The organism is Pseudomonas sp. Irchel s3a18, from assembly GCF_900187535.1.
Lineage (GTDB): Bacteria > Pseudomonadota > Gammaproteobacteria > Pseudomonadales > Pseudomonadaceae > Aquipseudomonas.
Map to the genome: position 1 here is coordinate 214,323 of NZ_FYDV01000007.1, position 24,139 is coordinate 238,461.

At 60.9% G+C, this 24,139-nt stretch carries 24 protein-coding genes, 1 tRNA gene and 1 pseudogene; 9 read left to right on the plus strand and 17 right to left on the minus strand.

Annotated features, from left to right (window positions below; all coding sequences use genetic code 11):
* Window positions 1-105 precede the first annotated feature (105 nt).
* From CKW29_RS12790 to cynR, 3 genes are all read right to left on the minus strand, one after another.
* The gene (locus CKW29_RS12790) at window positions 106-1,755 is read right to left on the minus strand and encodes a phosphoethanolamine transferase (RefSeq protein WP_095148622.1); all 1,650 of its coding nucleotides are present in this window, start codon (window positions 1,753-1,755) and stop codon (window positions 106-108) included.
* A gap of 168 nt (window positions 1,756-1,923) precedes the next feature.
* Window positions 1,924-3,306: a glutamine synthetase family protein gene (locus CKW29_RS12795; RefSeq protein ID WP_095145569.1), complete on the minus strand. Its 1,383-nt coding sequence runs from the start codon at window positions 3,304-3,306 to the stop codon at window positions 1,924-1,926.
* Between the two features lie 365 nt (window positions 3,307-3,671).
* Window positions 3,672-4,553: a transcriptional regulator CynR gene (gene cynR, locus CKW29_RS12800; RefSeq protein WP_095145568.1), complete on the minus strand. Its 882-nt coding sequence runs from the start codon at window positions 4,551-4,553 to the stop codon at window positions 3,672-3,674.
* 108 nt (window positions 4,554-4,661) lie between these two features.
* Between cynR and CKW29_RS12805 the strand changes: the two genes are divergently transcribed.
* The 5 genes from CKW29_RS12805 to CKW29_RS12825 all read left to right on the plus strand — a co-directional run bounded on the left by CKW29_RS12805 (window position 4,662) and on the right by CKW29_RS12825 (window position 9,631).
* A complete protein-coding gene (locus CKW29_RS12805) occupies window positions 4,662-5,321 on the plus strand; it encodes a carbonic anhydrase (RefSeq protein WP_095145567.1) in 660 nt (219 codons plus the stop codon).
* 37 nt (window positions 5,322-5,358) lie between these two features.
* On the plus strand, window positions 5,359-5,829 hold the full coding sequence (gene cynS / locus CKW29_RS12810) for a cyanase (protein ID WP_095145566.1): 471 nt from the start codon (window positions 5,359-5,361) through the stop codon (window positions 5,827-5,829).
* A 593-nt stretch (window positions 5,830-6,422) separates the two neighbouring features.
* Window positions 6,423-7,637 (plus strand): cyanate transporter, encoded by a 1,215-nt coding sequence (locus tag CKW29_RS12815; protein WP_095145565.1) that lies wholly within the window; start codon window positions 6,423-6,425, stop codon window positions 7,635-7,637.
* On the plus strand, window positions 7,634-8,551 hold the full coding sequence (locus CKW29_RS12820) for a DMT family transporter (RefSeq protein WP_095145564.1): 918 nt from the start codon (window positions 7,634-7,636) through the stop codon (window positions 8,549-8,551). The genes CKW29_RS12815 and CKW29_RS12820 overlap by 4 nt, the downstream gene beginning before the upstream one ends.
* A 144-nt stretch (window positions 8,552-8,695) precedes the next feature.
* Window positions 8,696-9,631: a LysR family transcriptional regulator gene (locus CKW29_RS12825; protein WP_095145563.1), complete on the plus strand. Its 936-nt coding sequence runs from the start codon at window positions 8,696-8,698 to the stop codon at window positions 9,629-9,631.
* Between the two features lie 16 nt (window positions 9,632-9,647).
* On the opposite strand, the gene CKW29_RS12830 is transcribed toward CKW29_RS12825, so the two are convergent.
* The 4 genes and pseudogenes from CKW29_RS12830 to CKW29_RS12845 form a co-directional block, all read right to left on the minus strand.
* On the minus strand, window positions 9,648-10,013 hold the full coding sequence (locus tag CKW29_RS12830; RefSeq protein WP_095145562.1) for a 5-carboxymethyl-2-hydroxymuconate Delta-isomerase: 366 nt from the start codon (window positions 10,011-10,013) through the stop codon (window positions 9,648-9,650).
* Window positions 10,014-10,091: 78 nt separating this feature from the next.
* Entirely contained in the window at window positions 10,092-11,012 is a 921-nt protein-coding gene (locus CKW29_RS12835) for a LysR family transcriptional regulator (RefSeq protein WP_095145561.1), read from the minus strand.
* A 100-nt stretch (window positions 11,013-11,112) separates the two neighbouring features.
* Window positions 11,113-12,294, minus strand: a complete 1,182-nt coding sequence (locus CKW29_RS12840; protein ID WP_095145560.1) for a pyridoxal phosphate-dependent aminotransferase — start codon at window positions 12,292-12,294, stop codon at window positions 11,113-11,115.
* 210 nt (window positions 12,295-12,504) lie between these two features.
* Window positions 12,505-12,756 (minus strand): annotated as a pseudogene (locus CKW29_RS12845) (nickel permease); the annotation flags it as partial.
* A gap of 263 nt (window positions 12,757-13,019) precedes the next feature.
* On the opposite strand from CKW29_RS12845, the gene nadS reads away from it, so the two are divergent.
* On the plus strand, window positions 13,020-13,307 hold the full coding sequence (nadS, locus tag CKW29_RS12850) for a NadS family protein (protein ID WP_095145559.1): 288 nt from the start codon (window positions 13,020-13,022) through the stop codon (window positions 13,305-13,307).
* Between the two features lie 183 nt (window positions 13,308-13,490).
* Here nadS and CKW29_RS12855 read toward each other — a convergent pair.
* From CKW29_RS12855 to dapA, 5 genes are all read right to left on the minus strand, one after another.
* Window positions 13,491-13,580: transfer RNA gene (locus tag CKW29_RS12855), tRNA-Ser, on the minus strand.
* Between the two features lie 83 nt (window positions 13,581-13,663).
* The gene (purC, locus tag CKW29_RS12860) at window positions 13,664-14,377 is read right to left on the minus strand and encodes a phosphoribosylaminoimidazolesuccinocarboxamide synthase (RefSeq protein ID WP_047526793.1); all 714 of its coding nucleotides are present in this window, start codon (window positions 14,375-14,377) and stop codon (window positions 13,664-13,666) included.
* A gap of 28 nt (window positions 14,378-14,405) precedes the next feature.
* Window positions 14,406-15,164, minus strand: a complete 759-nt coding sequence (locus CKW29_RS12865) for an MBL fold metallo-hydrolase (RefSeq protein ID WP_095080341.1) — start codon at window positions 15,162-15,164, stop codon at window positions 14,406-14,408.
* A 4-nt stretch (window positions 15,165-15,168) separates the two neighbouring features.
* Window positions 15,169-16,281: an outer membrane protein assembly factor BamC gene (bamC, locus tag CKW29_RS12870; RefSeq protein ID WP_095145558.1), complete on the minus strand. Its 1,113-nt coding sequence runs from the start codon at window positions 16,279-16,281 to the stop codon at window positions 15,169-15,171.
* A gap of 17 nt (window positions 16,282-16,298) precedes the next feature.
* The gene (gene dapA, locus CKW29_RS12875; RefSeq protein WP_095080349.1) at window positions 16,299-17,177 is read right to left on the minus strand and encodes a 4-hydroxy-tetrahydrodipicolinate synthase; all 879 of its coding nucleotides are present in this window, start codon (window positions 17,175-17,177) and stop codon (window positions 16,299-16,301) included.
* 328 nt (window positions 17,178-17,505) lie between these two features.
* Here dapA and CKW29_RS12885 point away from each other — a divergent pair, with 328 nt between their 5' ends.
* Window positions 17,506-18,066 (plus strand): glycine cleavage system protein R, encoded by a 561-nt coding sequence (locus tag CKW29_RS12885; RefSeq protein WP_095080353.1) that lies wholly within the window; start codon window positions 17,506-17,508, stop codon window positions 18,064-18,066.
* Window positions 18,067-18,077: 11 nt separating this feature from the next.
* Window positions 18,078-18,551, plus strand: a complete 474-nt coding sequence (locus tag CKW29_RS12890) for a peroxiredoxin (RefSeq protein WP_095145556.1) — start codon at window positions 18,078-18,080, stop codon at window positions 18,549-18,551.
* 74 nt (window positions 18,552-18,625) lie between these two features.
* Here the strand turns inward: CKW29_RS12890 and CKW29_RS12895 are convergent, their stop codons facing one another.
* A complete protein-coding gene (locus CKW29_RS12895; protein WP_095145555.1) occupies window positions 18,626-19,696 on the minus strand; it encodes an AI-2E family transporter in 1,071 nt (356 codons plus the stop codon).
* Window positions 19,697-19,728: 32 nt separating this feature from the next.
* The gene (locus CKW29_RS12900) at window positions 19,729-19,968 is read right to left on the minus strand and encodes a sulfurtransferase TusA family protein (protein WP_095080359.1); all 240 of its coding nucleotides are present in this window, start codon (window positions 19,966-19,968) and stop codon (window positions 19,729-19,731) included.
* Window positions 19,969-20,065: 97 nt separating this feature from the next.
* Between CKW29_RS12900 and CKW29_RS12905 the strand changes: the two genes are divergently transcribed.
* Window positions 20,066-21,499, plus strand: a complete 1,434-nt coding sequence (locus CKW29_RS12905) for a M48 family metalloprotease (RefSeq protein ID WP_095145554.1) — start codon at window positions 20,066-20,068, stop codon at window positions 21,497-21,499.
* 70 nt (window positions 21,500-21,569) lie between these two features.
* Here the strand turns inward: CKW29_RS12905 and flgE are convergent, their stop codons facing one another.
* From flgE to flgC, 3 genes are read right to left on the minus strand one after another with little or no spacing between them, the layout of a single operon-like run.
* On the minus strand, window positions 21,570-22,922 hold the full coding sequence (gene flgE, locus CKW29_RS12910) for a flagellar hook protein FlgE (RefSeq protein ID WP_095145553.1): 1,353 nt from the start codon (window positions 22,920-22,922) through the stop codon (window positions 21,570-21,572).
* Window positions 22,923-22,952: 30 nt separating this feature from the next.
* Window positions 22,953-23,678: a flagellar hook assembly protein FlgD gene (gene flgD, locus CKW29_RS12915; RefSeq protein ID WP_095145552.1), complete on the minus strand. Its 726-nt coding sequence runs from the start codon at window positions 23,676-23,678 to the stop codon at window positions 22,953-22,955.
* Between the two features lie 15 nt (window positions 23,679-23,693).
* The gene (gene flgC, locus CKW29_RS12920) at window positions 23,694-24,137 is read right to left on the minus strand and encodes a flagellar basal body rod protein FlgC (protein ID WP_095145551.1); all 444 of its coding nucleotides are present in this window, start codon (window positions 24,135-24,137) and stop codon (window positions 23,694-23,696) included.
* Between the last annotated feature and the right edge of the window lie 2 nt (window positions 24,138-24,139).

Consider the following 24,139-nt stretch of genomic DNA (forward strand, 5'->3'; position numbering starts at 1 on the left):
ACGCTCGAGGGAGGATGGGAGCTGCGCTGCCATGACGGGCGACTCTTGTTGGCTAACGGTGCAAGCCCGCCGGATGGCGGGTGCATGAAATAAGGGGCACCCCACTCAATCCCTGGCCAATACGCCATCGACCACCGCGCCCCGGCAACCGGCGAACATATCCAGGCCGGCGTTGTAGACCCGGGTGTCGACTTCCAGCAGACCCAGCATTGAATGGAACAGGTTGTCCTGGCTCAGGGGTTTGTCCCGGCTCAATTGCAGGCAATGGGTGTCGATCGAGAACGACTTCTGATAGCTGTCGGAGAACCAGGCAAGCATGGCGACATGCTTCTGTTGCTCGGGTGCCAGCATGTACGGCGTGCCATGCAGGAACAGGTTGTACTCACCCAGCGATTCACCATGGTCCGACAGATAGAGCATCGCGGTATCGACCTTGTCCTGATTGCCGCGCAACAGGTCAATCAGGGTCGAGAGCACATAGTCGGTATAGACCAGTGTGTTGTCGTAAACGTTGACGATACTTTCGCGGCTGCAATTATTCAGGGCATTGCTTTCACACACGGGGGTGAAGTGCTCGTATTCCTTGGGATAGCGTTTGAAGTACTCAGGACCGTGGCTGCCCATCTGGTGCAGTATCAGCACCGTGTCCTTGTCCAGGGTGTCGATGAAATGCTGCAAGCCTTGCAGGAGGATTTCATCGCGGCATTCGCTGTTGGCGCACAACACCGGGTCCTTGAGATGGCTGACATCGTCCACGGTGACCCGGTCGCAAGTGCCTTTGCAACCAGACTGGTTATCACGCCAGATCACGTCCAACCCAGCATGCTTGAGCACGTCCAGCAAGCCCTCTTCATTCTTCGCCTTGCTGGCGTCGTAGTCCTTGCGCCCCATGTTGGAAAACATGCAGGGCACCGAAACCGCTGTCTCCGTACCGCAGGAATGCACATCGGTAAAGGCGATCAACCCGGCCTCGTGAGCCAGTTTCGGCGTGGTATCGCGCTCATAGCCCAGAACACCAAAGTTCTCCGCGCGCGCACTCTCCCCCACCACCAGCACCGTCAAGGACTTGCGCGCATGGCCGCGCCAGGCCGGGTCACGCTGCGCGTCTTCACCCAGCTTGGCGAAGGGTTGATGGGCGGATTTCACCTGCTCACGCAAGTAACCCATGGATGCACCAATGTAATTGCTCGGCACCAGCATCAAGCGCAATTCGTGGTGATTACGAAACAACGAAGACAAGCCCTGATAATTAACCAGTGCTACACCGCCAATAACAGCAGCCGATGCCACGCCCACTAAAACTTTAGCCAATAACTCACGGTGCCAGCGACGATAACTAACCGGGGTTTTCCACAACAGCCAGGATGGCAACACACCCAACAGCAGGTTATACCCCAGCCACTTCAGCGACAGCAGGTCACGCACTTCCGTGGCATTGGTCTCGGCCAAGTTGCGCAACATGCCAGCATCTATCAGCACACCGTACTGGTTCATGAAATACGCCACACTGGCACTGACCGTGAACATCAGCATCAACAGGGGTTTGAACACCGGTCGAAAGGCCAGCAGGGTCAGGACTATGTTGAACCCGCAGAGGATCATCACGCCAAATGCCACACGCATGCCGATGCCCTGGGCATCGTTTGCAGTAATCTGGAACAGGTGTTGCCAGAGTACAGCGTTGAAGCCTGCCAAAAAAAACGCGCTGGCAATCAACGTCACCCATTCGGGGCGCACGGCTTTGACTTTAAACATGAGAGGTCTGCTGATTCCTGAAGTAAGTGCCGCCAGGAAAGAACGAACTATTCGTTCCTCACGACAGCACAAACTTTAAGCAGCCTCCTATCAATTTTTCGTGAAAAAGAAGCCAACAAATAGTTGGTTCATGGCTTTTTCAAAACAGTGACAGTTATTCAACCCCTCTCACGCCTGATGCAAGTACCAGCGCCAGTCCTGCTCACCGACTTCGCCCATGAACTGACGGTACTCTGCGCGTTTCACCGCCAGGTATACCCCAAGGAACTCACTGCCAAACGCGTCACGCGCCCAGGCAGAACCTTCCAGCGTACGCAGGGTGGTCAGCCAGTCCGTGGGCAACAACTCCTTGGCCTGGGCATAACCATTGCCTTCAACCGGTGCGCCAGGGTCGCGTTGCTCGCGAATGCCGCGATGAATGCCGGCCAGAATGGCTGCCGCGGCCAGATAGGGGTTGGCGTCCGCGCCACAGATGCGGTGCTCGATATGCCGGGAGAATGCCGGCCCACCCGGTACTCTCAAGCTCACGGTACGGTTGTCCACCCCCCAGGTGGCGGCCAGCGGCGCATAGCTGTTGGTCTGAAAGCGTCGATAGGAGTTGGCGTTGGGGCAGAACATCAGCAAGGTGTCGAGCAAGGTGCTGAGCATGCCACCCACCGCTTGCCTGAGCAGCGGTGTGCCGTCCGGCGCGTCGCTGGCGAACAGGTTGTTACCGTCCTTGTCGGCAATGCTGACGTGCATGTGCATACCGGTACCGGCCAGGTCGTCAAAGGGCTTGGCCATGAAGCACGCGGCCATGCCGTGCTTGTGCGCCACGCCTTTGACCAGGCGCTTGTAGCGCACCGCCTCGTCCATGGCTTGCAGGGCGTCGTCACGGTGCTCAAGGGTGATTTCCACCTGCCCCGGGGCATACTCGGAAATCGCTGTGCGCGCTGGAATGCCCTGGAGTTTGCAGGCCGCATAGAGATCGGCGAGGAAGGGTTCGATCTGTTCCAGTTCGCGTAAACCATAGACCTGGGTCGAGCGCGGCCGTCCACCGTCGACGTCCCGCGCCGGTTGCGGGCGACCGTGACTGTCGCGCTGCTGGTCGAGCAGGTAGAACTCCAGCTCCGCCGCCATCACCGGGTAATAGCCGTCGGCCTTGAGCCCGTCGATCACCTTGCTCAACAAATGCCGAGGGTCGGCCACGGTGGCCGGCATCCCCTCCTGCGGGTGCATGCTGACCTGCACCGCCGCGGTCGGAATCTGTCGCCACGGCATGCGTTGCAGGCTGCCGCTAAGCGGATAGGCACGGCAGTCGATGTCGCCGACTTCCCAGACCAGCCCGGAGTTTTCCACGTCCTCGCCATTGATGGTCAGCCCGAGAATAGTGCTCGGCAACGGCCGACCGCTTTCGTAGACCGCCAACAACTCATCGCGGTGCAACAACTTGCCCCGTGGCACACCGTTGTTGTCGAGGATGAACAACTCGAACATCTCGATATCCGGGTTGTGCTCAAGAAAGGTCCTGGCTTCTTGCAGGTTGGCAAAGGGGGTCGTGGCTGAACTCATGAGGGCTCTCGTATATCCGCGTCAGGCAAGCGCAGAGGCGCTGCCGAGTGTATCCATCGCCATAGGCGTGAATATGTCTGAAAAATCAGCAGGGGATGCGCGAATCCGGTGGGCGCGCATGGCGACAGTGCCACAGCGCCCAAAAGGCCAGTTCAGAGGGAAGTGCAGACAGGTTCAGTGCGGTGGCGGACATGAATCGACACGGATGCTGTCGGCCTGACGCAGGAGCGCCGGGCGAAGCTTCGGGGTGGGTGTCGACTGAACAACCGTGCATAACGTAAACCGCGGAACACAGAGGCTGAGCAGCGTCACACGGGGCGATAAGTCGTTAAATCCAGACTTGAAGAACCTTGGTTGCAGATCGGCTAAACATTCGCCGCCTTCACCACGTGCTCGACAAATGCCCGGCACGCGGCGCTGCGATAGGCCCCTTTGCGACTGAGCAGCGCCACAGTGCGCGGGGGCAGTGCCGGGTGCAAGGCCAACGGTCGCAGGCCAGGCAACTCATGGGCAATGGCCTGGGGAAGGATGGTGGCCAACGCGCCACGACGGACGATCTCGACAATCGCGCTGATGGAATTGGCTTCGATGGCAATGCGTGGCGCGATGGCTTGCTGGCGGCAATACAGATCAATGTGCTGTCGAGTGGCAAAGTCGCCGCTCAGCAACACCAACGACTGCTCGGCCAATGCCTGGGCATCCAGTACCAACTGACCTGTCAGGCTCGGGTGCGTCTCGCTCACCACCAGGCTCAAGCTCTCGGCAAACAACGGCTGGCTGTCGATGTCCGCCAGGTGACGGCCGGTGAAGGCGATGCCGATGTCCAGCCGGTCTTCGGCCAGCGCGGCCTCGATATGGTCCTGGGTCATTTCCTCGACACTCAGGTTGAGCCCCGGGTACAGGCTGTTGAAGCGCGACAGTAAGGGGCCGATCAGGTAGGCGGTAAAGGTCGGGGTCATGGCCAGGCGCAACGAACCTCGCGTCAGGTCCTGTACATCATGCATCGCCCGCTTGGCGGCTTGCAGATCCTGCAGGGCCAGACGTGCATAACGCACGTACGCCTCGCCGGCATCGGTCAGGCGCACCGTGCGCCCGGAGCGATCGAGCAGAGGCGCCCCCAGGGAGTCTTCCAGTTGCTTGATCTGCTGGGACAGTGTCGGCTGCGACACATGCAGCGCCTCGGCGGCCCGGGTGAAGTTGCAGTGCTCGGCAACGGCGAGCAGGTAACGAACATGACGTAACAGCATGCTTTCCAACTATAGGCCTGACTTATGGACTTGATAATAAGCCAATCTTGGACGCTATAGCCGAAAACTTTCATCCTTGCCCCATCAACGACGCAAGGAAAACACGCCATGCAAGACATCATCGACGGCTTCCTGAAGTTTCAACGCGAGGCGTTCCCCAAGCGCAGCGAACTGTTCAAGCAACTCGCCAGTACCCAAAGCCCCGGCACCCTGTTTGTTACCTGCTCCGACAGCCGTGTCGTCCCGGAACTGCTGACCCAGCAAGAACCCGGCGACCTGTTCGTCATCCGTAACGCCGGCAACATCGTGCCGTCCTACGGACCAGAGCCGGGAGGCGTGTCCGCCACTGTCGAATACGCCGTAGCCGTATTGGGCGTGAGCGACATCGTGATCTGCGGCCACTCCGACTGCGGCGCCATGACCGCCATCTCCACCTGCAAATGCCTGGATCACCTACCTGCCGTCGCCAACTGGTTGCGCCATGCCGAGTCGGCCAAGGTGGTCAACGCGGCGCGTACTCACGCTTCGGCCGAAGACCGCCTGGATTCATTGGTCCGGGAAAACGTGGTGGCCCAACTGGCCAACCTGAAGACCCACCCCTGCGTCGCACTGGCCCTGGAACAGGGTCGCCTGAACCTGCACGGCTGGGTCTACGACATCGAAAGCGGGTGCATCGCCGCCCTGGATGGCACCACCCAACGCTTTGTCCCTCTGGCCGAACACCCAACCACCTGCGCCCTGACGCGCAAACAGGTCCTCACCGCCTGATCAGAGTTTTTCTTACGCAACGAAATAGGAAATCACCATGCTGCACTCTCAATTCGCTCAAGCACCTCGTCTGGCCCTGGCCGACACCATCATCGACACCAAGGCCCGCAAAAACCTGTCCTGGCAGGACCTCACCGATGGCACCGGCCTGAGCCTGGCCTTCGTCACCGCCGCCCTCCTCGGCCAGCACCCGCTCCCCGCCGACGCCGCCGAAGTGGTCTGCGCCAAGCTGGAACTGGATCAGGACGCCTGCCGCCTGCTGCAAAGCGTGCCCCTGCGCGGCAGCTTCCAGGGTGGCATCCCGACCGACCCGACCATGTACCGTTTCTACGAAATGCTGCAGGTCTACGGCTCGACCCTCAAAGCCCTGGTTCACGAACAATTCGGCGACGGCATCATCAGCGCCATCAACTTCAAGCTCGACATCAAGAAAGTCGAAGACCCGGATGGCGGATCCCGCGCCGTGATCACCCTGGACGGCAAATACCTGCCGACCAAACCGTTCTGATCACAGGGTTTACCCCAGCGTAATCAACCACTGAGTCAACTCCCCCCCACTGAACAGCCCCCGCATTTCTCTCGAAGGCGGGGCTGCTGTGTTGTGCTTTGCTTTGCTCTGCTTTTGATTCGGCTTTTGATCTTGATCCACCCGCCCCTTCACGCCCTGAGCCCCTCGACGCCGTCGAGGACATCGCATGGAGGTCGAGCGAAGCCGACCGGAGAGCGATGCCCCCTGAGGAATGCCGGAGTCGAGGGAACCCCGAGCCTTGGCGAGGGGCCGGACGCTCGGGGCGAAGCGTTTTTTTGCTTACTTTTTTTAGGCGCTTGTAAAAAAAGTGAGTCGCCGTCAGGCGAAACCGCCAGCAGCCGTGACCACAACAACGGATATGTACACCCACAAAACACAGGCCGGCTATCAGGCCGCCTTCGCAGGCAAGCGGAGCACCGCCCAACCCGTTCCCACAAAAAAGCAAACCCGCATACACCGGCCATGAATACGGTCGACAGTTATTTAATTTCTAAATCCGACCCAGTACTTTCTGATTTGCCCACACCGACACCCCGCCGCCTAATACCTGCCTTGCTCTTCAAGGTCTGGTCATGGAAAACGTCCGCACTACCCCTCGCACAACCCCTCGCACCGCCCTCTGGCTAATGATCGCCGTGATCCTCGTCGCACTGAACCTGCGCCCGTCAATGGCCGCCGTCGGCCCACTACTGTCAGGCATTCGCAGTGATATCCCGCTGAGCTTCAGCCTCGCCTCGCTCCTGACCATGCTGCCAGTGATGGCCATGGGACTGGCGATGCTCTTGGGCACGAACATCAGCCAACGCTTCGGCGAGCATCGCACCGTGGTGCTGTCACTGCTGATCATCGGCCTGGCCACCGCCTCACGCCTGTTCCTCGACTCGGCAGCCGAACTGATCCTCAGCGCGGTGCTCGCCGGTGTCGGCATTGCGCTGATCCAGGCATTGATGCCGGCCCTGATCAAATCCCGCTTCAGCAATAACGTCTCACTGTTCATGGGGCTTTACGTCACCTCGATCATGGGCGGTGCGGCGATCGCTGCGTCGTTTGCCCCCTTGGTGATGACCCGTACCGGCAGCTGGCGCATGGGCCTGGCAATCTGGGCGGTGTTGTCGCTGCTGGCTTTGCTGTTCTGGTGCGCGCAGCGCTCGGTAATCAGCACCCGGACCATCAGCGTCCCGCGCCAGGCATCGTTCGCCGGCAATTCCCGCGCCTGGCTGCTGGCGATCTTCTTTGGTCTGGGTACGGCGTCCTACACCTGCGTACTGGCTTGGCTGGCGCCGTACTACGTCGAGAAAGGCTGGAGCGAACACAGTGCCGGCCTGTTGCTGGGCTTCTTGACAGCGATGGAAGTCCTGTCTGGCTTGCTGGCCCCTGCCCTGGCCAACCGCCGCCGCGATAAACGCCTGGTGCTGGTGGTGTTGCTGGGGTTGATCACGGCCGGCTTCTGCGGCCTGGTCCTCAGCCCGCAGCACCTGAGTCTGCTGTGGCCGTGCCTGTTGGGGCTGGGCATCGGCGGCCTGTTTCCCATGAGCCTGATCGTTTCCCTCGATCACCTGGACAACCCGCAGCGCGCCGGTGGTCTGACCGCCTTCGTGCAAGGCATCGGCTACCTGATCGCCGGGGTCTCGCCCCTGCTTGCCGGGTTGATCCGCGACCAACTGGGCAGTTTCGAATGGGCCTGGTGGTCCCTGGCCGCCGTGATGGTGCTGATGATGCTGATGGTGTTGCGCTTCGATCCACGGCACTACGCCAACCACATGGATGGATCGGGAGCCTGTCAATGAAACCCACCAGCTTTACCTCCGCCAACGTTGGCATGTTGCTGTGGGCCGTGTTGATTGCCGCGTCGTTTTTCGCCGCGGCGCAAGTCAGCCACGCCATCGACCCGATCCTGCTGACCGCATTACGCCTGCTGTTTTCGGCACTGGCGTTTTTACCGATGCTGCTGCTCGGCCGCCGCACCACTGTCACTGCCAAGGGACTGCTCAGCCATGCCTGGCTCGGCTTGTTGCTGGCGGTGTACTTCGGCTCGTTGTTTGAAGCCTTGCGCCACACCTCGGCCGTCAACACCGGCACCCTGTTCACCCTGGTGCCACTGATGACCCTGTTTTTCGAAGCCTTCCTGAGCCCGGGCAATAGCACCGGACGCCGCTTGCTGCCGATGCTGATTGCAGCGGCCGGTGCCTTGTTGCTGATCCTCAGGGGCGCCGGCCCCGGCGAGTGGCCCTCGCAGTACGCAGTATCGGTCTATGCCGTCGGCTGCCTGGCGATGGCGCTGTACTCGCCCCTCAGTCAGCGCTTGAAAGCCAACAGCCTGAAAGACTGCGGCCCGGTGGCCATGACATTCTGGAACATGCTCTTTGGTTCGCTGTTTCTGTTCGCGCTTTGCCTGCTCAGTGGCGGCTGGCGAACCGGGGCGTTGTTGTCGGCCGGCGATCTGCTGTGGCTGGTCTATCTGGCCTTGTTCGCCACGCTGGCTACCTTCTGGTTGCTGCACCGGGCAATCGGGGTGATCGCAGCATCCACAGTGATTTCCTACATCTACCTCAGCACGCTATTGCTGACCGCGTTCCACTGGTTCTGGCTCGGGCAACCACCCCTGCTGCCGGAAATCCTCGGGGCCCTGCTGGTGGCCATCGGCATGTTGGCGCTGGTGCTGTCCAGTCGCCGTGCAGTCCCGGCTGCCGTAGGACTGTGACGGACGTCGTGTTGTTTACAGTTTCTGTCCCACACCTGTCAGTGAATCGTCCTACCGACCATTCTCCTGGGACCATCGTTCCGTTAGCATCGCTCGCACACGTTTGCGCAGGTCCTGCGCAACGAGCAGAACGAGACGGTACGGATGCTCAACAGTAACTCGCTTAGAAAGCTCGACATGCAGGACCTGATGGTGTTCATCGCCGTGTATGAACAGCGCAACGTCACCGGGGCGTCCGACTCACTCTGTGTCAGCCAGTCCACGGTGAGTTATTGCCTGAAGAAACTGCGCACCAGTTTCGAGGATGAATTGTTCATCAGTACCCGCACCGGCATGCGGGCGACCTACAAGGCCAGCAGCATGTACCCCCATGTGCTGAAGATCCTCGAAAGCATCAACCTGTGCCATGCCGGGGTCCAGGCCTTCGACCCGACCCGACAGGCCGTGACCTTCAACATCTGTGCGCCGGAGTATTTTGAACAGCTGATCCTGCCGCGCCTGTTGAAGGCGTTCGATGACGCCGACCTGCCGGTCACCATCAACGTGCAGAAACTGGAGACCGACATCCCGGCCGAGGACCTGCGCGAGGGTTCCATCGACCTGGTGGTGTGCTTCGGCCCCCACTTCCATCGCGCCCACGGCGACTTCAGGTCACAGGTGCTGCTCGAGGACGATCTGGTATGCGTGGTCGACAAATCGGCCGCCCCACTGGAACCGCGCTTGAGCCTGAAAGCCTTCGTCGAACGCCGCCACGTGTTCCCCACCCCCTGGACGTCCACCACCAACATGGTCGACGGCTGGCTCGCGCAACAGGCGCACAAGCGCCAGATCGTGGCCCGCGCCAACAGCTACAGCGCGGCACTCCAGTTGATCCGCGGCACCGACTTCGTGCTGACCCTGCCCCGACGCATCCAGCAAGCGCTGGCAGACCGGTCGTTGTTCAGCCCCCGCGAGGCCCCCAACGGCCTGCCTGGTTTCACCCTCGACATGCAGTGGAGCCAGGCCAGCGAGCGGGACAGTGCCAACACCTGGCTACGCGAGCAAGTCATCCAGGCCTGTACCGGGCAAGACCTGTCCTGATACCGCGTACCGGGTATCAATGACCGATGGCGGTCTTGGTGTAGGACTCGCGGTCGATGTCCAGAATCTCGACGCACAGTTGCACATCGACTTCGGCCGGCCATGCGCACAGTTCCTGCAACACGGCCAACAGGCTCTCGGACAATTGCTTCTTGATCGCCGGCGAGCGGCCACTCAACATCGCCAGTTGCACATGGACAAAGCCGCGCTCGCCCAGCCCGGTGCCGACCCGGAACCGGCTCACCTGCACCGCACGGCTCTTGATGTCGAACTCCGCGGAAAACTGGCCGGAGGCGACCAACGCATGGTTCAAGCGCAGCAACGCCACATCGGCATTGAGCTCAGGCAGGTTGGCGGTGTATTCCATGTGCAGGTGAGGCATTGTGAAGCTCCTTGGGGTTTTGGTGAAAGGTCCTACCTATATCACAGCGCGGTCCTGCCTCTGCATACGACACAGGTCCTATGGCTCTGGTACGCCATGTTCACTCATGAAGGTTTCGAGTCGCGAACGCAGCCAGCGTTCAGCAGGGTCGGTGTCGACGTGACTGAGCCAGACCATGGACAGGTCCAGGGTCGGCGTCTTGAACGGGAACGGCTCCTTGAACAACTGGCCCGACGCGGCCATCGCGGTCGCCGCGTAGTCCGGCAGGCTGGCGATCATGTCGGTGCCGGCGAGCAAGGCCGGCAACGAACTGTATTGCGGCACCGACAACACCACCTGGCGCGTACGGCCGATCTCGGCCAGCCACTCATCGGCAAAGCCACTGACATTGGCCGTGTGCGAAACCAGCACGTGGGGGCGCGCGCAATATTCATCGAGGGTCAGTGGCGTATCGCAGGCATCGGCGCGCAACACACTGGGCTGGATGTGCCGCAGCAATTTGCGCTTGGCGTTGGCCGGCAAACCACGCGTCTGGCTGATGCCGACGGTGATGTCGCCGCACGCCAGCAAATCGGGGATGCGCCAATAGTCGACATGCTGAACCACAAACACCACCTGCGGCGCCTCCTGCCGCAAGGCGCGCAACAGCGGTGGCAGCAAGCCGAATTCAACGTCATCAGACAGACCGATGCGAAAGGTCATGGTGCTGGTGGCAGGATCAAACTCGCGGGTCAGGCTCAGCGCCGAAGACAAGGCGTCCAGCGCCGGCGAGAGGTGCTGGATCAGCTCTTCGGCCCGTGCGGTGGGTTCCATGCGGTGGCCGACCCGGATGAACAGCGGGTCATTGAGCATCACGCGTAAACGGTTGAGCGCCGAACTGATAGTCGGCTGGCCGAGAAACAGTTTTTCAGCGGCCCGCGTCACGTTGCGTTCAAGCATCAGCGTTTCAAACACCACCATCAGGTTGATGTCGGCCTTGCGCAGTTCATTGCGATTCATCTACCGCCCCCGGTCTTCAAGACTGGCGACAGTTTATGAAGCGCCAGGGAGCGCCGTCTATCCACATCGCGGATTGATTGAGCCGGCGTGGCCACCGTCCTCAGTGGCGCGCCTGAAGCCGCTTGATGAACCCGGCGATGCGACCACAGGCATCGCTCAGCGCGGCATCGGACACGGTGAAGGAGATGCGCACAAAACCTGCGGTGCTGGCACCGAACGCACTGGCATCGAGTACCGCCACCCCAGTTTCACGGAACAGTTGCCAGGCGAAATCAGTACTCGACAGGCCACTGTCGCGCACATCGACCAACATGAACATGCCGGCCTCGGGCACCTTGCACTTGAGCAGCGGCACATCGCGCAGCCCTTCGACCACCAGGTCGCGGCGACGGCGATACAGTGCCCGCCCCTCGCCGACCACCTGCTCATCCAGCTCCAGCGCCTTGAGCGCGGCCGCCTGGATAAAGCCCGGCAAGCCATAGAGCATGCACAGCATCAGGTTATCCAGATGGCCGATCAGCTCGAGCGGTGCGACCACCCAGCCCACCCGCCAACCGGTCATGGCGTGGGACTTGGACAGGCTGTTGAGCACGATGGTGCGCTCGGCCATGCCTTCGAACGACGCCACGCTCAGGTGCGGACGATCATAGGTCAATTGCCCATAGACCTCGTCACTGATGACCCACAGGTTGTGGCGCTGGGCGACCAGCGCCACGGCCTCCAGCTCTTCACGGGTATAGACGTTGCCGGTCGGGTTGTTCGGCGTGGCCAGGGCAATGCCGCGCGTCTTGTCGGTCACCAGCACTTCGAGCGCGGCCAGGGTCAGGCGAAAATCTTTTTCCGCAGGCTGGGCAATCGGCACCAACCGCGCACCCGAGGCCTGAATGCTCGCGGCGTAGGTCAGGTACATCGGCGCCGGCACCAGCACCTCATCACCGTGCTCGAACAGGCACATCGCGGTGGCATACAAACCGTTCTGCGCCCCGGCCACCAGGGCGACGTTGTCAGCCGACACCGGCTGTCCCAGCAGGGCCGATTGCTTGGCGGCAATCGCTTCACGCAATACCGGGCGACCGATCACGTGGGTGTAATGGGTGTCCCCTTGCGTCAGAGCCTCGACCGCCGCTGCGCAAATGTCATCGGCGGTGGCGAAGTCCGGGTCGCCGATGCTCAGCACGATCGCATCTTCACCCCGCTCCTGTGCCTCACACGCCGCGTAATGAATATCCCAGGCCGTGACGGTTTCACCGCTGATGCGCTTGACCATCGATGAGTATTTCATCTGAAACTCCTTATCAGCCCGCAGGCCAACGTTTCCATACACCTTGAAATCAGGCCTGTCGTTGGGGCATTTTGCCGATGCAGGCAAACCCCTGTTCAATCACGATCACCAGAATGATGTAGATGACGGCCACCACCCGCAGTGGCTCATGGACCCGCACTGTGTGGGTTCACGCCTGGTTCGCTGCGCCCGGCGGGACGGTGACGGCCAGGGCCGCATGCCATAGGCTCGCGCCGCTTCCAGTTCGCCGCGCGGAACCGCACGCAGGCTACCGCGCAAGACTTCACCCACCTAAGCCGAAACGCTCAGGGTCAGGGCGAACGCAACGTACCAGAAACCTCCACGCAAGTATGGCCAGGACAGGCTGCCGCGAATCAGCGGGAGTATCGCGAACAGACTGCCCACGCCGAAGTAAAGCACGTAGATCCGCACCAGCAAGGGCGTGCCACGCAGGTGGTGTGTAGTTCAGTGGGTGGAGGTGATGACTATGCGCAGTGCGATCCGGGTTGCGGCGGTGTTAAAGGGTGGGGTGGTGGGTACGGCGTGATCGCATGTTTACCGCTCGCCTGTTGATCGAACGCTACTCAAAACGCTGTTACAACCGAGCAGATGAAAGTCCATTCAGGCCGGATTAGCATGGCAAAAAAGTAAGCCAATGGCGTACATGTACTGACCGCCGACGAGCGAAAAGCGTTGAAGGCCGTCATCGAATACTGGAGATAACCATGAGCACATTTTTTGATGAGCTGATGGAAAGCGTGCAACAGATGGATGAAATCGTACGAGGGGAGCGTCAGCCTTCGCGTGATTTCCATGTTGACGCACTGCAAGTCAAAGCAATTCGCAAGGCAACCGGTCTGACCCAGGCCAGGTTCGCGGCGCTGATTGGCGTACAACTCAGCACGCTACGCAACTGGGAACAAGGTCGCCGCGAGCCGACAGGGCCGGCTAAAGCATTGCTCAAGGCCATTCATAATGATCCTGTGCATGTCTTGAATGCGTTGGCGGGTTGAACGGCGCAGCACAGGTAACGGCCTTCTCCCCTGATGCTACCCCTTAGCTGGACGTCGTTCGGCGACGCGCCGAACCTTCCCGGGGCAATCTCCCCCCGCGACATCCGCCATCACGCCCAATAAAAACGCCAGAAACGAAAAAGCCCCCGTCACTTTTCAGCGACGGGGGCTTTTTCTATGTAATGGCGGAGAGATAGGGATTCGAACCCTAGGTACCGGTGAAGGTACAACGGATTTCGAATCCGTCCCATTCGGCCACTCTGGCATCTCTCCAACGGCGCGCATCATAACAGCACGGTCACCGAAAGCAAACCCTCAAGTGAAATTTTTTCCGTGCTATCAGATGCTTGCGTCGATTACAGCGGTACGCCGAGGCGGTTGGCAACTTCTTCGTAGGCTTCGATAACGTCACCGAGGCCCTGGCGGAAGCGGTCCTTGTCCATCTTCTTGCCGGTAGCCTTGTCCCACAGGCGGCAGCCGTCCGGGCTGAATTCGTCGCCCAGGACGATGGTGCCGTCGTGGAACACGCCGAATTCCAGCTTGAAGTCGACCAGCAGCAGGCCGGCGTCGTCGAACAGCTTGCTCAGCACTTCGTTGACCTTGAGCGACAGTTCTTTCATGCGAACCAGTTGCTCAGCGGTGCCCCAACCGAATGCCACGACGTGGGATTCGTTGATGAACGGGTCGCCCTTGGCGTCGTCTTTCAGGAACAGCTCGAAGGTGTAAGGGTTGAGCTTCATGCCCTCTTCAACACCCAGGCGCTTGACCAGGCTGCCGGCGGCGTAGTTACGCACGACGCACTCGACCGGGATCATGTCCAGCTTCTTCACCAGGCACTCGTTGTCGCCCAGCAGTTTGTCGAACTGGGTCGGCACGCCGGCGGCTTCGAGTTTCTGCATGATGAACGCGTTGAACTTGTTGTTCACCATGCCTTTGCGGTCGAGCTGCTCAATGCGCTTGCCGTCGAACGCCGAGGTGTCGTTGCGAAACAGCAGGATCAGACGGTTAGCGTCGTCGGTCTTGTAAACCGACTTGGCTTTGCCGCGGTAGAGTTCTTCACGTTTTTCCATGATGGGCTCCGCTTGCTAAGTAGATGGGCTAGGCGATATGTCGCCAGTCGAGCCCTGAATCTTGATCGGCCAGTTGCAGCCAGTCCGGGTCGCACCCGAGGGTGTCGACAAAACATTGCCGGGCCAGCTGCGGCAGGTTGTTCTTGCTGCTCAAGTGGGCCAGTACCAGATGTTGCAGGTTTTGCCAGCCCAACTCCGCCACCAGGCTTGCGGCCTGATGGTTGTTCAAATGTCCCAGTTCGCCACCGACCCGCTGCTTGAGAAAGACCGGGTAGTGACCACGGGCCAACCGGTCGCGACAGTGGTTGGACTCGATCATCAATGCATCGAGGTCCTGATAGCCGTCCAGCACGGTGGAGCCATACGAACCCAGGTCGGTCAGCAGACCGAAACGCCGCGTGCCGTCACTGAAGACGTACTGCGTCGGCTCCTGCGCATCGTGGGCCACGGCAATGACGCCAATGCTCAACCCGCCGATCTGCAGCTGTTCACCACCGGCCACGAACCCTGCCGGTTCAACCGGCTTGCGCATCCCGCGCAAGGTGCCACGGCTGAGGTAAACAGGAATAGTGTAGCGCCGAGACAACAAACCCACGCCATGCACGTGGTCGGCATGTTCGTGGGTCACCAGTATCGCGCTCAGCTGCGTCGGGCTTACACCCAGGCGCAGCAGGCGTTTTTCGGTTTCCCGCAGGGAGAAACCACAATCGACCAGGATGTAGGTGTCATCACTGGCTATCAGCGTGCCGTTCCCTTGGCTACCGCTGCCGAGAACGGCGAAACGCATCTGATCAGCCCAAGTTGTCCTGAATCATGCCCAACACTTTGCGCGCCACATCAGCCGGCGCCACGGTGTTGATGTCTTTCTCGACGGTCACCTGGACGTTCTCACCCACCTTGCTCAGGCGAACCTGATAACGCTCGGCACGTGCCTCGACTTCTTCCTTGGCCGGCGAACTGCCGAACAGGCTGGCGAAGAAGCCAGGCTTCTCGTTGCTCTCGGCTTTTTCGGCAAGGTTGATGTAGTACAGGCCCAGGCTGCGGTTGATGTCTTCAACCCGCCATTCGCCCTGCTCCAGCGCACGCCCCACGCTCGACCAGGCACGATCGAGGTCGTTGCCCAGGTTGAGTACCGGGTTGCCGCTGCCGTCTTCGGTCAGGCTGATCCGGCTTGGTGTATCGAAGTCACGGGAAGCGAGCATCGACACCGAACCGCCTTTCTCGGAGATGCGGCTCATGCTGACCAGCATGTCGTCGACCAGCGCGGCGTCCAGGCTGGTGTTGACCGAACGATTGGTGAACGCGACGTCCTCGGTGCTGCCGGCAGGACGCTCGGCGCTGACCACGTAGACTTCACTGGTGTTGCGCTGCACGCCTGGTTCGATACGCACCCGAACACGGCTTTCGCTGTCGGACGCGATACCGGCACTGGCCATGCGCTTGGCCATCGTCGCCGACAGGTCGTCGGAACGCTGCCAGGTCGTGGTGAACTCGCCGGTTTGCGGGCGCTGTTCATCCAGGCGGAAACCGTTGTCCTGGAAGAACTGCACCGCCACTGGCCAGACTTCAGCCGGTGGACGCTGGGCCATTACCCAACGCGAGTCGCCGCTTTTCTGCAGGCTGTAATCGCTGGCCTCGGCAATGCCCGACAAGGGCTGCGGACGAGGAACGATGTACTCACCCTTGACGCTGTCGTCGGCTACGTTGCGCGGAATCGGCAGCAAAGGGTCCAGGCGCTTGGCGGTCTGGACGTCCGGCGGCAGTTGCATCGGCGCAGTCTGTTGCGCGTTCAGGTAATCGCTACCACGGTCACGGAAATAACCTTCCGGGCCCCACAGCCATCCGCAGCCACTGGTGCTGGAGATGATCAAGGCAAGTGCGGAAAGTCCGGCCATTCGCTTCATGCGTAGTACTTCCTCAATTAAACCAGTACGCCGGACTGGCGCATGGCCTGTCGCAGCGGTTCGTGACAGGCTTCGCTGAGCCAGGTGAGCGGCAGACGGATACCGTCCGGCATCAAGCCCATCTCATGCAGCGCCCATTTCACGGGAATAGGGTTGGACTCGATAAACAGGGTTTTATTGAGTGGCATCAGTTTTTCGTGGATAGCGCGCGCGGTCTCGGCGTCGCCCTTGAGGGCAGCGTCGCACAGATCGGCCATCTCGCGAGGGGCAACGTTGGCGGTGACCGAGATATTGCCTTTGCCGCCCATCAGGATCAGTTCGACCGCCGTGGCGTCGTCACCGGAAATCACCAGGAAGTCCTCGCTCACGCCATCGATGATGGCCTTGGCGCGGGACAGGTCGCCGGTGGCTTCCTTGATGCCGATGATGTTCTTCACGGTCGACAGGCGGATGACCGTCTCCGGCAGCATGTCGCACGCGGTACGACCCGGCACGTTGTAGAGGATCTGCGGGATGTCGACGGCTTCGGCGATGGTCTTGAAGTGCAGGTACAGGCCTTCTTGCGTCGGCTTGTTGTAGTACGGCGTTACCAGCAGGCACGCATCGGCGCCGGCAGTCTTCGCATTGGTGGTCAACTCGATCGCCTCGCGCGTCGAGTTGGCGCCCGTGCCGGCGATCACCGGAATGCGACCGTTGACCTGCTTGACCACGCGACGAATCACTTCGATGTGTTCGTTGACGTCCAGGGTTGCCGACTCGCCTGTAGTACCGACCGCCACGATGGCGTGGGTGCCGTTTTGCAGGTGAAAGTCCACCAGTTTGCTCAGGCTGTCCCAGTCCAGACGACCCTGTGCATCCATGGGTGTGACCAGTGCCACCATACTGCCCGCAATCATGCAACCGCTCCTGCCGGAAAAAGAGAGCCGTAATGGTACTGGCGCCAAGATGCTTGCACAAGCGAAGTACTGCGCTCGTGCCATTCCCCTTGGCGCCGGTTTTCGCTACCCTTCAGACTTTGATCCGTACCGACAGGCCCGAGCGCCGGGTGCAAGCCTCCATTTTCGGCCCCACAAGCCCCGTTCCTGCGTTGCCAACTCCCCGAACTCGCCCTGTTTGAGCTCGAAGCAACCGTCTGGACCGGGCTTTGTTGATTTCGCATATGGACGCACGCCCGACACATCAGTCCATGGACGTACCGACCGCTCATCGCTTTAGGAAGGCTGCATGTCCACCCCCACAGTTCGCGAACAATTCCTTGTCATCAGTGCCCTCGGCGCCAACCCCATGGAGCTGACTAACGTCCTGTGCCGCGCCAGCCATGAAAATCGCTGCGCCGTGGTCACCTCCCGCCTGACTCGCCATGGCGAGTGCAGCGCGCTCATCCTGGAGATTTCCGGTTCCTGGGACGCCCTGGCGCGCCTTGAAGCCGGCTTGCCGAGCCTGGCCAAGAAACACGCCTTCACCGTCAACGTGGTGCGCAGCGCCGCGCTGGAAAACCGCCCGCAAGCCCTGCCGTATGTGGCCTATGTCAGCTCCGCCTACCGCTCGGACATCGTCAATGAGCTGTGCCAGTTCTTCATCGACCATAACGTCGAGCTGGAAAACCTGACCTGTGACACCTACCAGGCCCCGCAAACCGGCGGCACCATGCTCAACGCCACGTTCACCGTGACCTTGCCGGCCGGCGTGCAAATCAGCTGGCTGCGCGATCAGTTCCTGGATTTCGCCGACGCGCTGAACCTCGACGCGCTGATCGAACCTTGGCGCCCACAGAACCCGATGTAAGGACCTAGCTCATGGCCGTCACACTCGACCAACCGGTCACCGACTTCGAAGTGCCCGCCACCAGCGGGCAGACCATTAGCCTGGCCGCCCTCAAGGGCAAGCAGGCGGTGATCTACTTCTACCCCAAGGACAGCACCCCGGGCTGCACCACCGAGGGCCAGGGCTTTCGCGATCAGTACGCGCAGTTCCAGGCCGCCAATACCGAAGTGTTCGGCGTCTCCCGCGACAGCCTGAAGTCTCACGAGAACTTCAAGTGCAAGCAGGCGTTCCCCTTCGAGCTGATCAGCGACAAGGACGAAGCCCTCTGCCAGCTGTTCGACGTGATCAAGCTCAAGAAGCTGTATGGCAAGGAATACATGGGCGTAGACCGCAGCACCTTCCTGATCGACAAGAACGGGGTGCTGCACCAGGAATGGCGCGGCGTGAAGGTACCGGGGCATGTGGATGCGGTATTGGCCGCGGCCCAGGCGCTGAACAAGGCCTGATGCGTTAACGCCTGTTCAGCCCCTCCCACACCGTGGCGAGCGAGCTTGCTCGCCACGGGGACAGCGTTCTCGCGTTACAACAGCGGCGACACCACCGGTTCCTTGCGGGGCCACGCATCCAGCACGGCCTTGAACAGGGTCGCCAGCGGGATCGCGAAGAACACCCCCCAGAATCCCCACAGCCCGCCAAACAGCAGCACCGCGCAAATGATCGCCACCGGGTGCAGGTTCACCGCCTCCGAGAACAGCAACGGCACCAGCACGTTGCCATCCAGGGTCTGGATGATCCCGTAGACCGCCATCAGGTAGATGAACTGATCGCTCCAGCCCCACTGGAACAAGGCAATCAGCATGACCGGCACCGTCACCACCACCGCGCCGACATAGGGCACCACCACCGAAACGCCGACCAGCAACGCCAACAAGGCGGAATAGTTGAGGCCCAGCGCGATGAAACCGATGTAGGTCACCCCGCCGCAGATGGCCATTTCCATGACCTTGCCGCGAATGTAGTTGGCGATCTGCCGGTTCATTTCCTGGCCGACCCGGGTAATCAGCGCACGCTCTCGCGGCAGATAACCGCGCACCCACTGCCCGATCATCACCCGGTCCTTGAGGAAGAAGAACACCAGGATCGGCACCAGCACCAGGTAGATCATGATGTTGACCAGCAGTGGCAGGCTGGACAGCGAGAACGTCAATGCCCACTGACCGAACTTGCCGATCTCGCTGCGGGCCACCTCGATAGCGCGCAACACCTGCTCATCCGACACCAGGTGTGGATAGCGCTCGGGCAGCAACAGCAGCAGCGACTGCCATTTGACGAGCATGCCGGGCAGTTCGTTGAACAAGGTAATGAGTTGATGCCAGAGCAGCGGCACCGCCACAACCATGAACACCAGCAACAGCCCCATGAACAACGCGAACACCAGCCCCACCGCCACGCCACCCGGCAGGCGCAGACGCTCAAGGGTGCTCACCAGCCCCTGCATCAGGTAGGCCAGCACCATCCCCGCCAGTACCGGGGCCAGCATGCCGCCCAGGGTCAGGACGGCGGTGAAGGCCAGGACCAGCAGAACGGCGAGCACCACCGCTTCTTCATCGGAGAAGTAGCGCTGGACCCAGTCGCGAAGCACTTTGAACATTAATGATCCCTATCAGTCAGCGCCCTGAATCATCAGGCTTTTTTCAGCCAGTAGCGATAAACCCCGGCCTCGTCTTCTTCATGCAGCAGCGTATGACCGGCCAAACGGGCAAAGGTGCGAAAGTCCCGCTGCGAGCCGGCGTCGGTGGCAATCACCTTGAGCACCGCACCGCTGGCCAGCCCGTTGAGCGCCATCTTGGCCTTGAGCAACGGCAACGGGCAATTGAGTCCGCTGGCGTCCAGCTCGGCATCATGCTCTACAGCGTCGGTCATTGCTTCACTCCGGATAGGTGATTGAGTTACCTAGAATATCTGGTCGCAGCGCAAGTGTCCGGCTACAGTAAGGTCTTTGTCGACTAAGGCTTTGTGCATGACTTTTCTGCGCCCCACGCTGCTGACGCTCGCTTGCCTGCTCGCCTCGCCAGGCTTCGCCGACGACTTGCCGTCACTTGGCGACGCCAGTTCTGCCATCGTATCGCCACAGCAAGAGCACGATCTGGGTCGTGCCTGGCTGGCCATGTTGCGCAGCCAGGTTTCGCAACTCAACGATCCACAGCTGAAAAACTACGTTGAAACCAGTGTCTACCGCCTGGTGGAAACCAGCCAGCTCAACGACCGGAGGCTGGAATTCATTCTGATCAACAGCCCGCAGCTCAACGCCTTCGCCGCTCCCGGCGGGATTGTCGGGGTCAATGGCGGTCTGTTTCTCAACGCCCAGACCGAAGGCGAATACGCCTCGGTCATGGCCCACGAATTGGCTCACTTGTCGCAACGCCACTTTGCCCGCGGCGTTGAAGCCCAGCAGCGCATGCAAGTGCCGATGATGGCCGCCCTGCTCGCCGGGATCATCGTCGCCGCAGCCGGTGGCGGTGACGCCGGTATCGCCGCGATTGCCGGCACCCAGGCCGCCGCCATCCAGGAACAACGACGCTTCTCCCGGCAGAATGAGCAGGAGGCCGACCGCATCGGCATCATCAACCTGGAAAAAGCCGGTTACGACCCACGTTCGATGCCCACCATGTTCGAGCGCTTGATGCGTCAGTACCGCTTCGATGCCAGGCCGCCGGAATTCCTGCTGACTCACCCGGTGACCGAATCGCGGATCGCCGACACCCGCAACCGCGCAGACCAGGCGCCACCGGGCGGCAAGGAAAACAGCCTGACGTACCAACTGATTCGCGCACGCGTGCAGCTGATTTACGAGGAAACCCCAGGCCTTGGCGCCAAGCGCTTTCGCGCCCAGCTCGATGACAACCCTAAAAACGACGTGGCGCGCTACGGCCTGGCGATCGCCCAGATCAAGGGAGGACAGCTGAGCGACGCACGTGAGAGTCTCAAGCCGTTGCTGGCCAAGGCCCCCAACGAAATCATCTACAACCTGGCCCAGATCGATCTCGACATGACCAACAATCGCCTGGCAGATGCGCAGGCGCGGGTCGACCGGATGCTGGCGCAATTCCCCGGCAACTATCCGCTGAACCAGGTACGTGTCGACCTGCTGCTCAAGCAGAACCGCCCCGCCGACGCCGAAAAAGCCCTGGAAGCCCTGCTCAAGACCCGGCCGGACGATCCGGACATCTGGTACATGGTGGCCGAAACCCGTGGCCAGTCCGGCAACATCATCGGCCTGCACCAGGCGCGCGCCGAGTACTTCGCACTGGTGGGCGACTACCGCCAGGCCATCCAGCAACTGGACTTCGCCAAGCGCAAGGCTGGCAACAACTTCCCGCTGTCGTCACGTATCGATGCCCGTCAGCGCGAGCTGATGGAGCAAGAGCGCTTGATCAAGGACATGATGGGCTGACCCTTCGCGACCCCAATGAAAAAGCCCCTCGACGAGGGGCTTTTTCTGTTGCGCGGTCAGCCCGGCGGCATCAGGCCATCTGAATGATGGTCTGCATGATGGTGCTCTGGGTCGAGATGGTCTTGGCGTTCGCCTGGTAGTTGCTCTGGCCCTTGATCAGGTCCACCAGCTCATTGGTCAGGTTGACGTTGGACTCTTCCAGCGAGTTGGACACCACCGAGCCCAAGGTACCGGTTTCAGCGGTATCGTAGGCGGCGAAACCAGACGCGTAGGTTTCCTTCCAGCCCGAACCGCCTACCGGCTGCAGGCCCTGCTCGTTGTTGAAGCTGGCCAGGGAGATCTGACCGATGGCCTTGGACTTGCTGTTGCTGAAGTTGGCGAACAGCGTGCCGGTGCCGTCGATGCTCAGGTTGGTGATCTGGCCCGTGGCGTAGCCGTCCTGGGTTGGCAGGTTGCGTACCGTCTCGGAGTTGAACTGGGTGGTCTTGGTCAGGTCGTTGCTGATACCGGTGGCGTTACCCACCGCCCCGTTCGCCGCCCACACACCGTCGGTGACGGTGCCGGGGGTCCAGACACCCGCACCCATGACGACCGAGGTGCCGCTCACCGTGTACGGGCTGCCAGAGGCTGGCGGCACGATACTCAGCAGCTTGCCGTCCGAACCGAAGTTCATTGTCATCGGTTCCTGATTACTCGGCGTCACGGGCGGTGTACCAGTACCGGCGGGTACGTAGGCGCCGCCGTCAGGATTACGACCGTCCACCAGGGTGTAGGTCTGCCAGGTATTGGCACCGGTCTTGACCACATACTGGTCCATGGTGTGCTGGTTGCCCTGGCTGTCATAGATCGGCGTGCTGAACATCTCGGTGTAGGTCTCGAGCTTGTTCGGGTCGAACGGCGTCACGGCCGGATCGATGTTCGGCTTGCTCGAGTTCAGGTTGATGCTCGAAGAAATGGTGCTGGTGGTTTTCGGCGCCAGGTTCGACTGGTCGATTTTCAGGTCGCTGAGCACACCGTTGATGATCTTGCCATTGGCATCGACGCCATAGCCTTGCAGGCGCGCGGTACCGGCGCTGTTGGTGACGAAGCCGTCCTTGTCGACCCTGAAGGTACCGGCACGGGTGTAGGTCAGCGAGCCGCTGTCGTTGAGCACGAAGAACCCCGAACCCTGGATGGCCATGTCCAGCACGTTGCCGGTGTTGCTCACGTCCCCCTGGCTGAATTGCTGGGAAACGTTGCCCAGGCGCACGCCATTGCCAATGCTCTTGCTGCCGGTACCCAACTTGGTCGCCGAGTAGACGTCTTCGAATTCCGCACGCGAGGATTTGAAACCGGTGGTGCCGACGTTGGCGATGTTGTTGCCGGTAACGTCCAGCTGCTTGTTGGCTGCAGAGAGGCCGCTGAGGCCGACGTTAAAACCCATATTCCACTCCTTGTGCCGCGTTAGCCGGCGCTATAGACCGATAGTTTGTACTTTGGACAGTGCGATGGTGCCCATGTTGGCGAGGTTCAACATCATCTCGCCGCCGGTCTGGCTCACGGTCACGCTGTTGACTGTCGCAGGCAGGTAAGTGATCAGGTCGACAGGCTTGTCGTCGATCGGTGCACTGGCCTTGAAGCTGTAGGTACCCGGCTCGACTTTTTCGCCCGCCGCATTGGTACCGTCCCAGACGAAGCTGGCATTACCCTGCGGCTGGCTACCCAGGTCGATGGTTTTCACCGCCTTGCCGTCCTTGTCGGTGATGGTCACCGTGGACGAGGCCACCGAAGCCGGCACGACCACCGAGCCGGTCATGCTCTTGCTGGTGTCGACATAGGCCGAGCCGGTTTGAACGATGACCGAGCGCCCCACCAGCGATGAGGCCTGCAAGGCTTGCGAGGAACCGAACGCACTGGAAATGTTGTTCACCGAGGTGTTCAACGTGGTGATGCCTTCCAGGCTGCTGAACTGGGCCAACTGCGCCACGAATGCGCTGTTGTCCTGCGGATCCAGCGGATTCTGGTTCTTGAGCTGGGTCACCAGCAATTGCAGGAACGCATCCTTGCCCAGTTCGTTTTTGCCGGTCTTGCTGTTGGTGGCGGCCGCCAGGCCATCATTGTTGGTGGTGGACGTCTTCTTCGAGGAATTGGCAAGAATGTCCTTGAGGCTCAGGCCGCTTGTGGTATCGGTAACACTCATCTGAGTTGCCCCTTATCACTGACCGAGGGTCAGGACCTTCTGCATCATGGTTTTGGCGGTGTTCATCATTTCCGCGTTGGTCTGGAACGAACGGCTGGCGGAAATCATGTCGGCCATTTCTTCGACCACGTTGACGTTGGGGTAGAACACATAACCCTTGGCGTCAGCCGCCGGATGGTTCGGCTCGTAGCGGGCTTCCAGGTTGCTTTGGTCTTCGACCACACCCAGCACCTGAACGCCCTGGCCCGCGGCCTCCTGGCTCTGGAACAACGAGTCGCTGCCGCCCGACTGGCCGCCCTGGAACATGGTGGCGAACACCGGATGCCGGGCACGGTAGGTCTGGTCGATGCTCGAGGAGACGGTCTCGGCGTTGGCGATGTTACTGGCCACGGTGTTCAAGCGAGTGGTCTGGGCACTCATGCCACTACCGGCAATATTGAAAACACTGGATAGGGACATGG

Bases quoted from the DNA above. Each gene is read 5' to 3' on its own strand.
- CKW29_RS12790 (WP_095148622.1), bottom strand. From the start codon at position 1,755: ATGTTTAAAGTCAAAGCCGTGCGCCCCGAATGGGTGACGTTGATTGCC.
- CKW29_RS12795 (WP_095145569.1), bottom strand. From the start codon at position 3,306: ATGAGTTCAGCCACGACCCCCTTTGCCAACCTGCAAGAAGCCAGGACC.
- cynR (WP_095145568.1), bottom strand. From the start codon at position 4,553: ATGCTGTTACGTCATGTTCGTTACCTGCTCGCCGTTGCCGAGCACTGC.
- CKW29_RS12805 (WP_095145567.1), top strand. From the start codon at position 4,662: ATGCAAGACATCATCGACGGCTTCCTGAAGTTTCAACGCGAGGCGTTC.
- cynS (WP_095145566.1), top strand. From the start codon at position 5,359: ATGCTGCACTCTCAATTCGCTCAAGCACCTCGTCTGGCCCTGGCCGAC.
- CKW29_RS12815 (WP_095145565.1), top strand. From the start codon at position 6,423: ATGGAAAACGTCCGCACTACCCCTCGCACAACCCCTCGCACCGCCCTC.
- CKW29_RS12820 (WP_095145564.1), top strand. From the start codon at position 7,634: ATGAAACCCACCAGCTTTACCTCCGCCAACGTTGGCATGTTGCTGTGG.
- CKW29_RS12825 (WP_095145563.1), top strand. From the start codon at position 8,696: ATGCTCAACAGTAACTCGCTTAGAAAGCTCGACATGCAGGACCTGATG.
- CKW29_RS12830 (WP_095145562.1), bottom strand. From the start codon at position 10,013: ATGCCTCACCTGCACATGGAATACACCGCCAACCTGCCTGAGCTCAAT.
- CKW29_RS12835 (WP_095145561.1), bottom strand. From the start codon at position 11,012: ATGAATCGCAATGAACTGCGCAAGGCCGACATCAACCTGATGGTGGTG.
- CKW29_RS12840 (WP_095145560.1), bottom strand. From the start codon at position 12,294: ATGAAATACTCATCGATGGTCAAGCGCATCAGCGGTGAAACCGTCACG.
- nadS (WP_095145559.1), top strand. From the start codon at position 13,020: ATGAGCACATTTTTTGATGAGCTGATGGAAAGCGTGCAACAGATGGAT.
- purC (WP_047526793.1), bottom strand. From the start codon at position 14,377: ATGGAAAAACGTGAAGAACTCTACCGCGGCAAAGCCAAGTCGGTTTAC.
- CKW29_RS12865 (WP_095080341.1), bottom strand. From the start codon at position 15,164: ATGCGTTTCGCCGTTCTCGGCAGCGGTAGCCAAGGGAACGGCACGCTG.
- bamC (WP_095145558.1), bottom strand. From the start codon at position 16,281: ATGAAGCGAATGGCCGGACTTTCCGCACTTGCCTTGATCATCTCCAGC.
- dapA (WP_095080349.1), bottom strand. From the start codon at position 17,177: ATGATTGCGGGCAGTATGGTGGCACTGGTCACACCCATGGATGCACAG.
- CKW29_RS12885 (WP_095080353.1), top strand. From the start codon at position 17,506: ATGTCCACCCCCACAGTTCGCGAACAATTCCTTGTCATCAGTGCCCTC.
- CKW29_RS12890 (WP_095145556.1), top strand. From the start codon at position 18,078: ATGGCCGTCACACTCGACCAACCGGTCACCGACTTCGAAGTGCCCGCC.
- CKW29_RS12895 (WP_095145555.1), bottom strand. From the start codon at position 19,696: ATGTTCAAAGTGCTTCGCGACTGGGTCCAGCGCTACTTCTCCGATGAA.
- CKW29_RS12900 (WP_095080359.1), bottom strand. From the start codon at position 19,968: ATGACCGACGCTGTAGAGCATGATGCCGAGCTGGACGCCAGCGGACTC.
- CKW29_RS12905 (WP_095145554.1), top strand. From the start codon at position 20,066: ATGACTTTTCTGCGCCCCACGCTGCTGACGCTCGCTTGCCTGCTCGCC.
- flgE (WP_095145553.1), bottom strand. From the start codon at position 22,922: ATGGGTTTTAACGTCGGCCTCAGCGGCCTCTCTGCAGCCAACAAGCAG.
- flgD (WP_095145552.1), bottom strand. From the start codon at position 23,678: ATGAGTGTTACCGATACCACAAGCGGCCTGAGCCTCAAGGACATTCTT.
- flgC (WP_095145551.1), bottom strand. From the start codon at position 24,137: ATGTCCCTATCCAGTGTTTTCAATATTGCCGGTAGTGGCATGAGTGCC.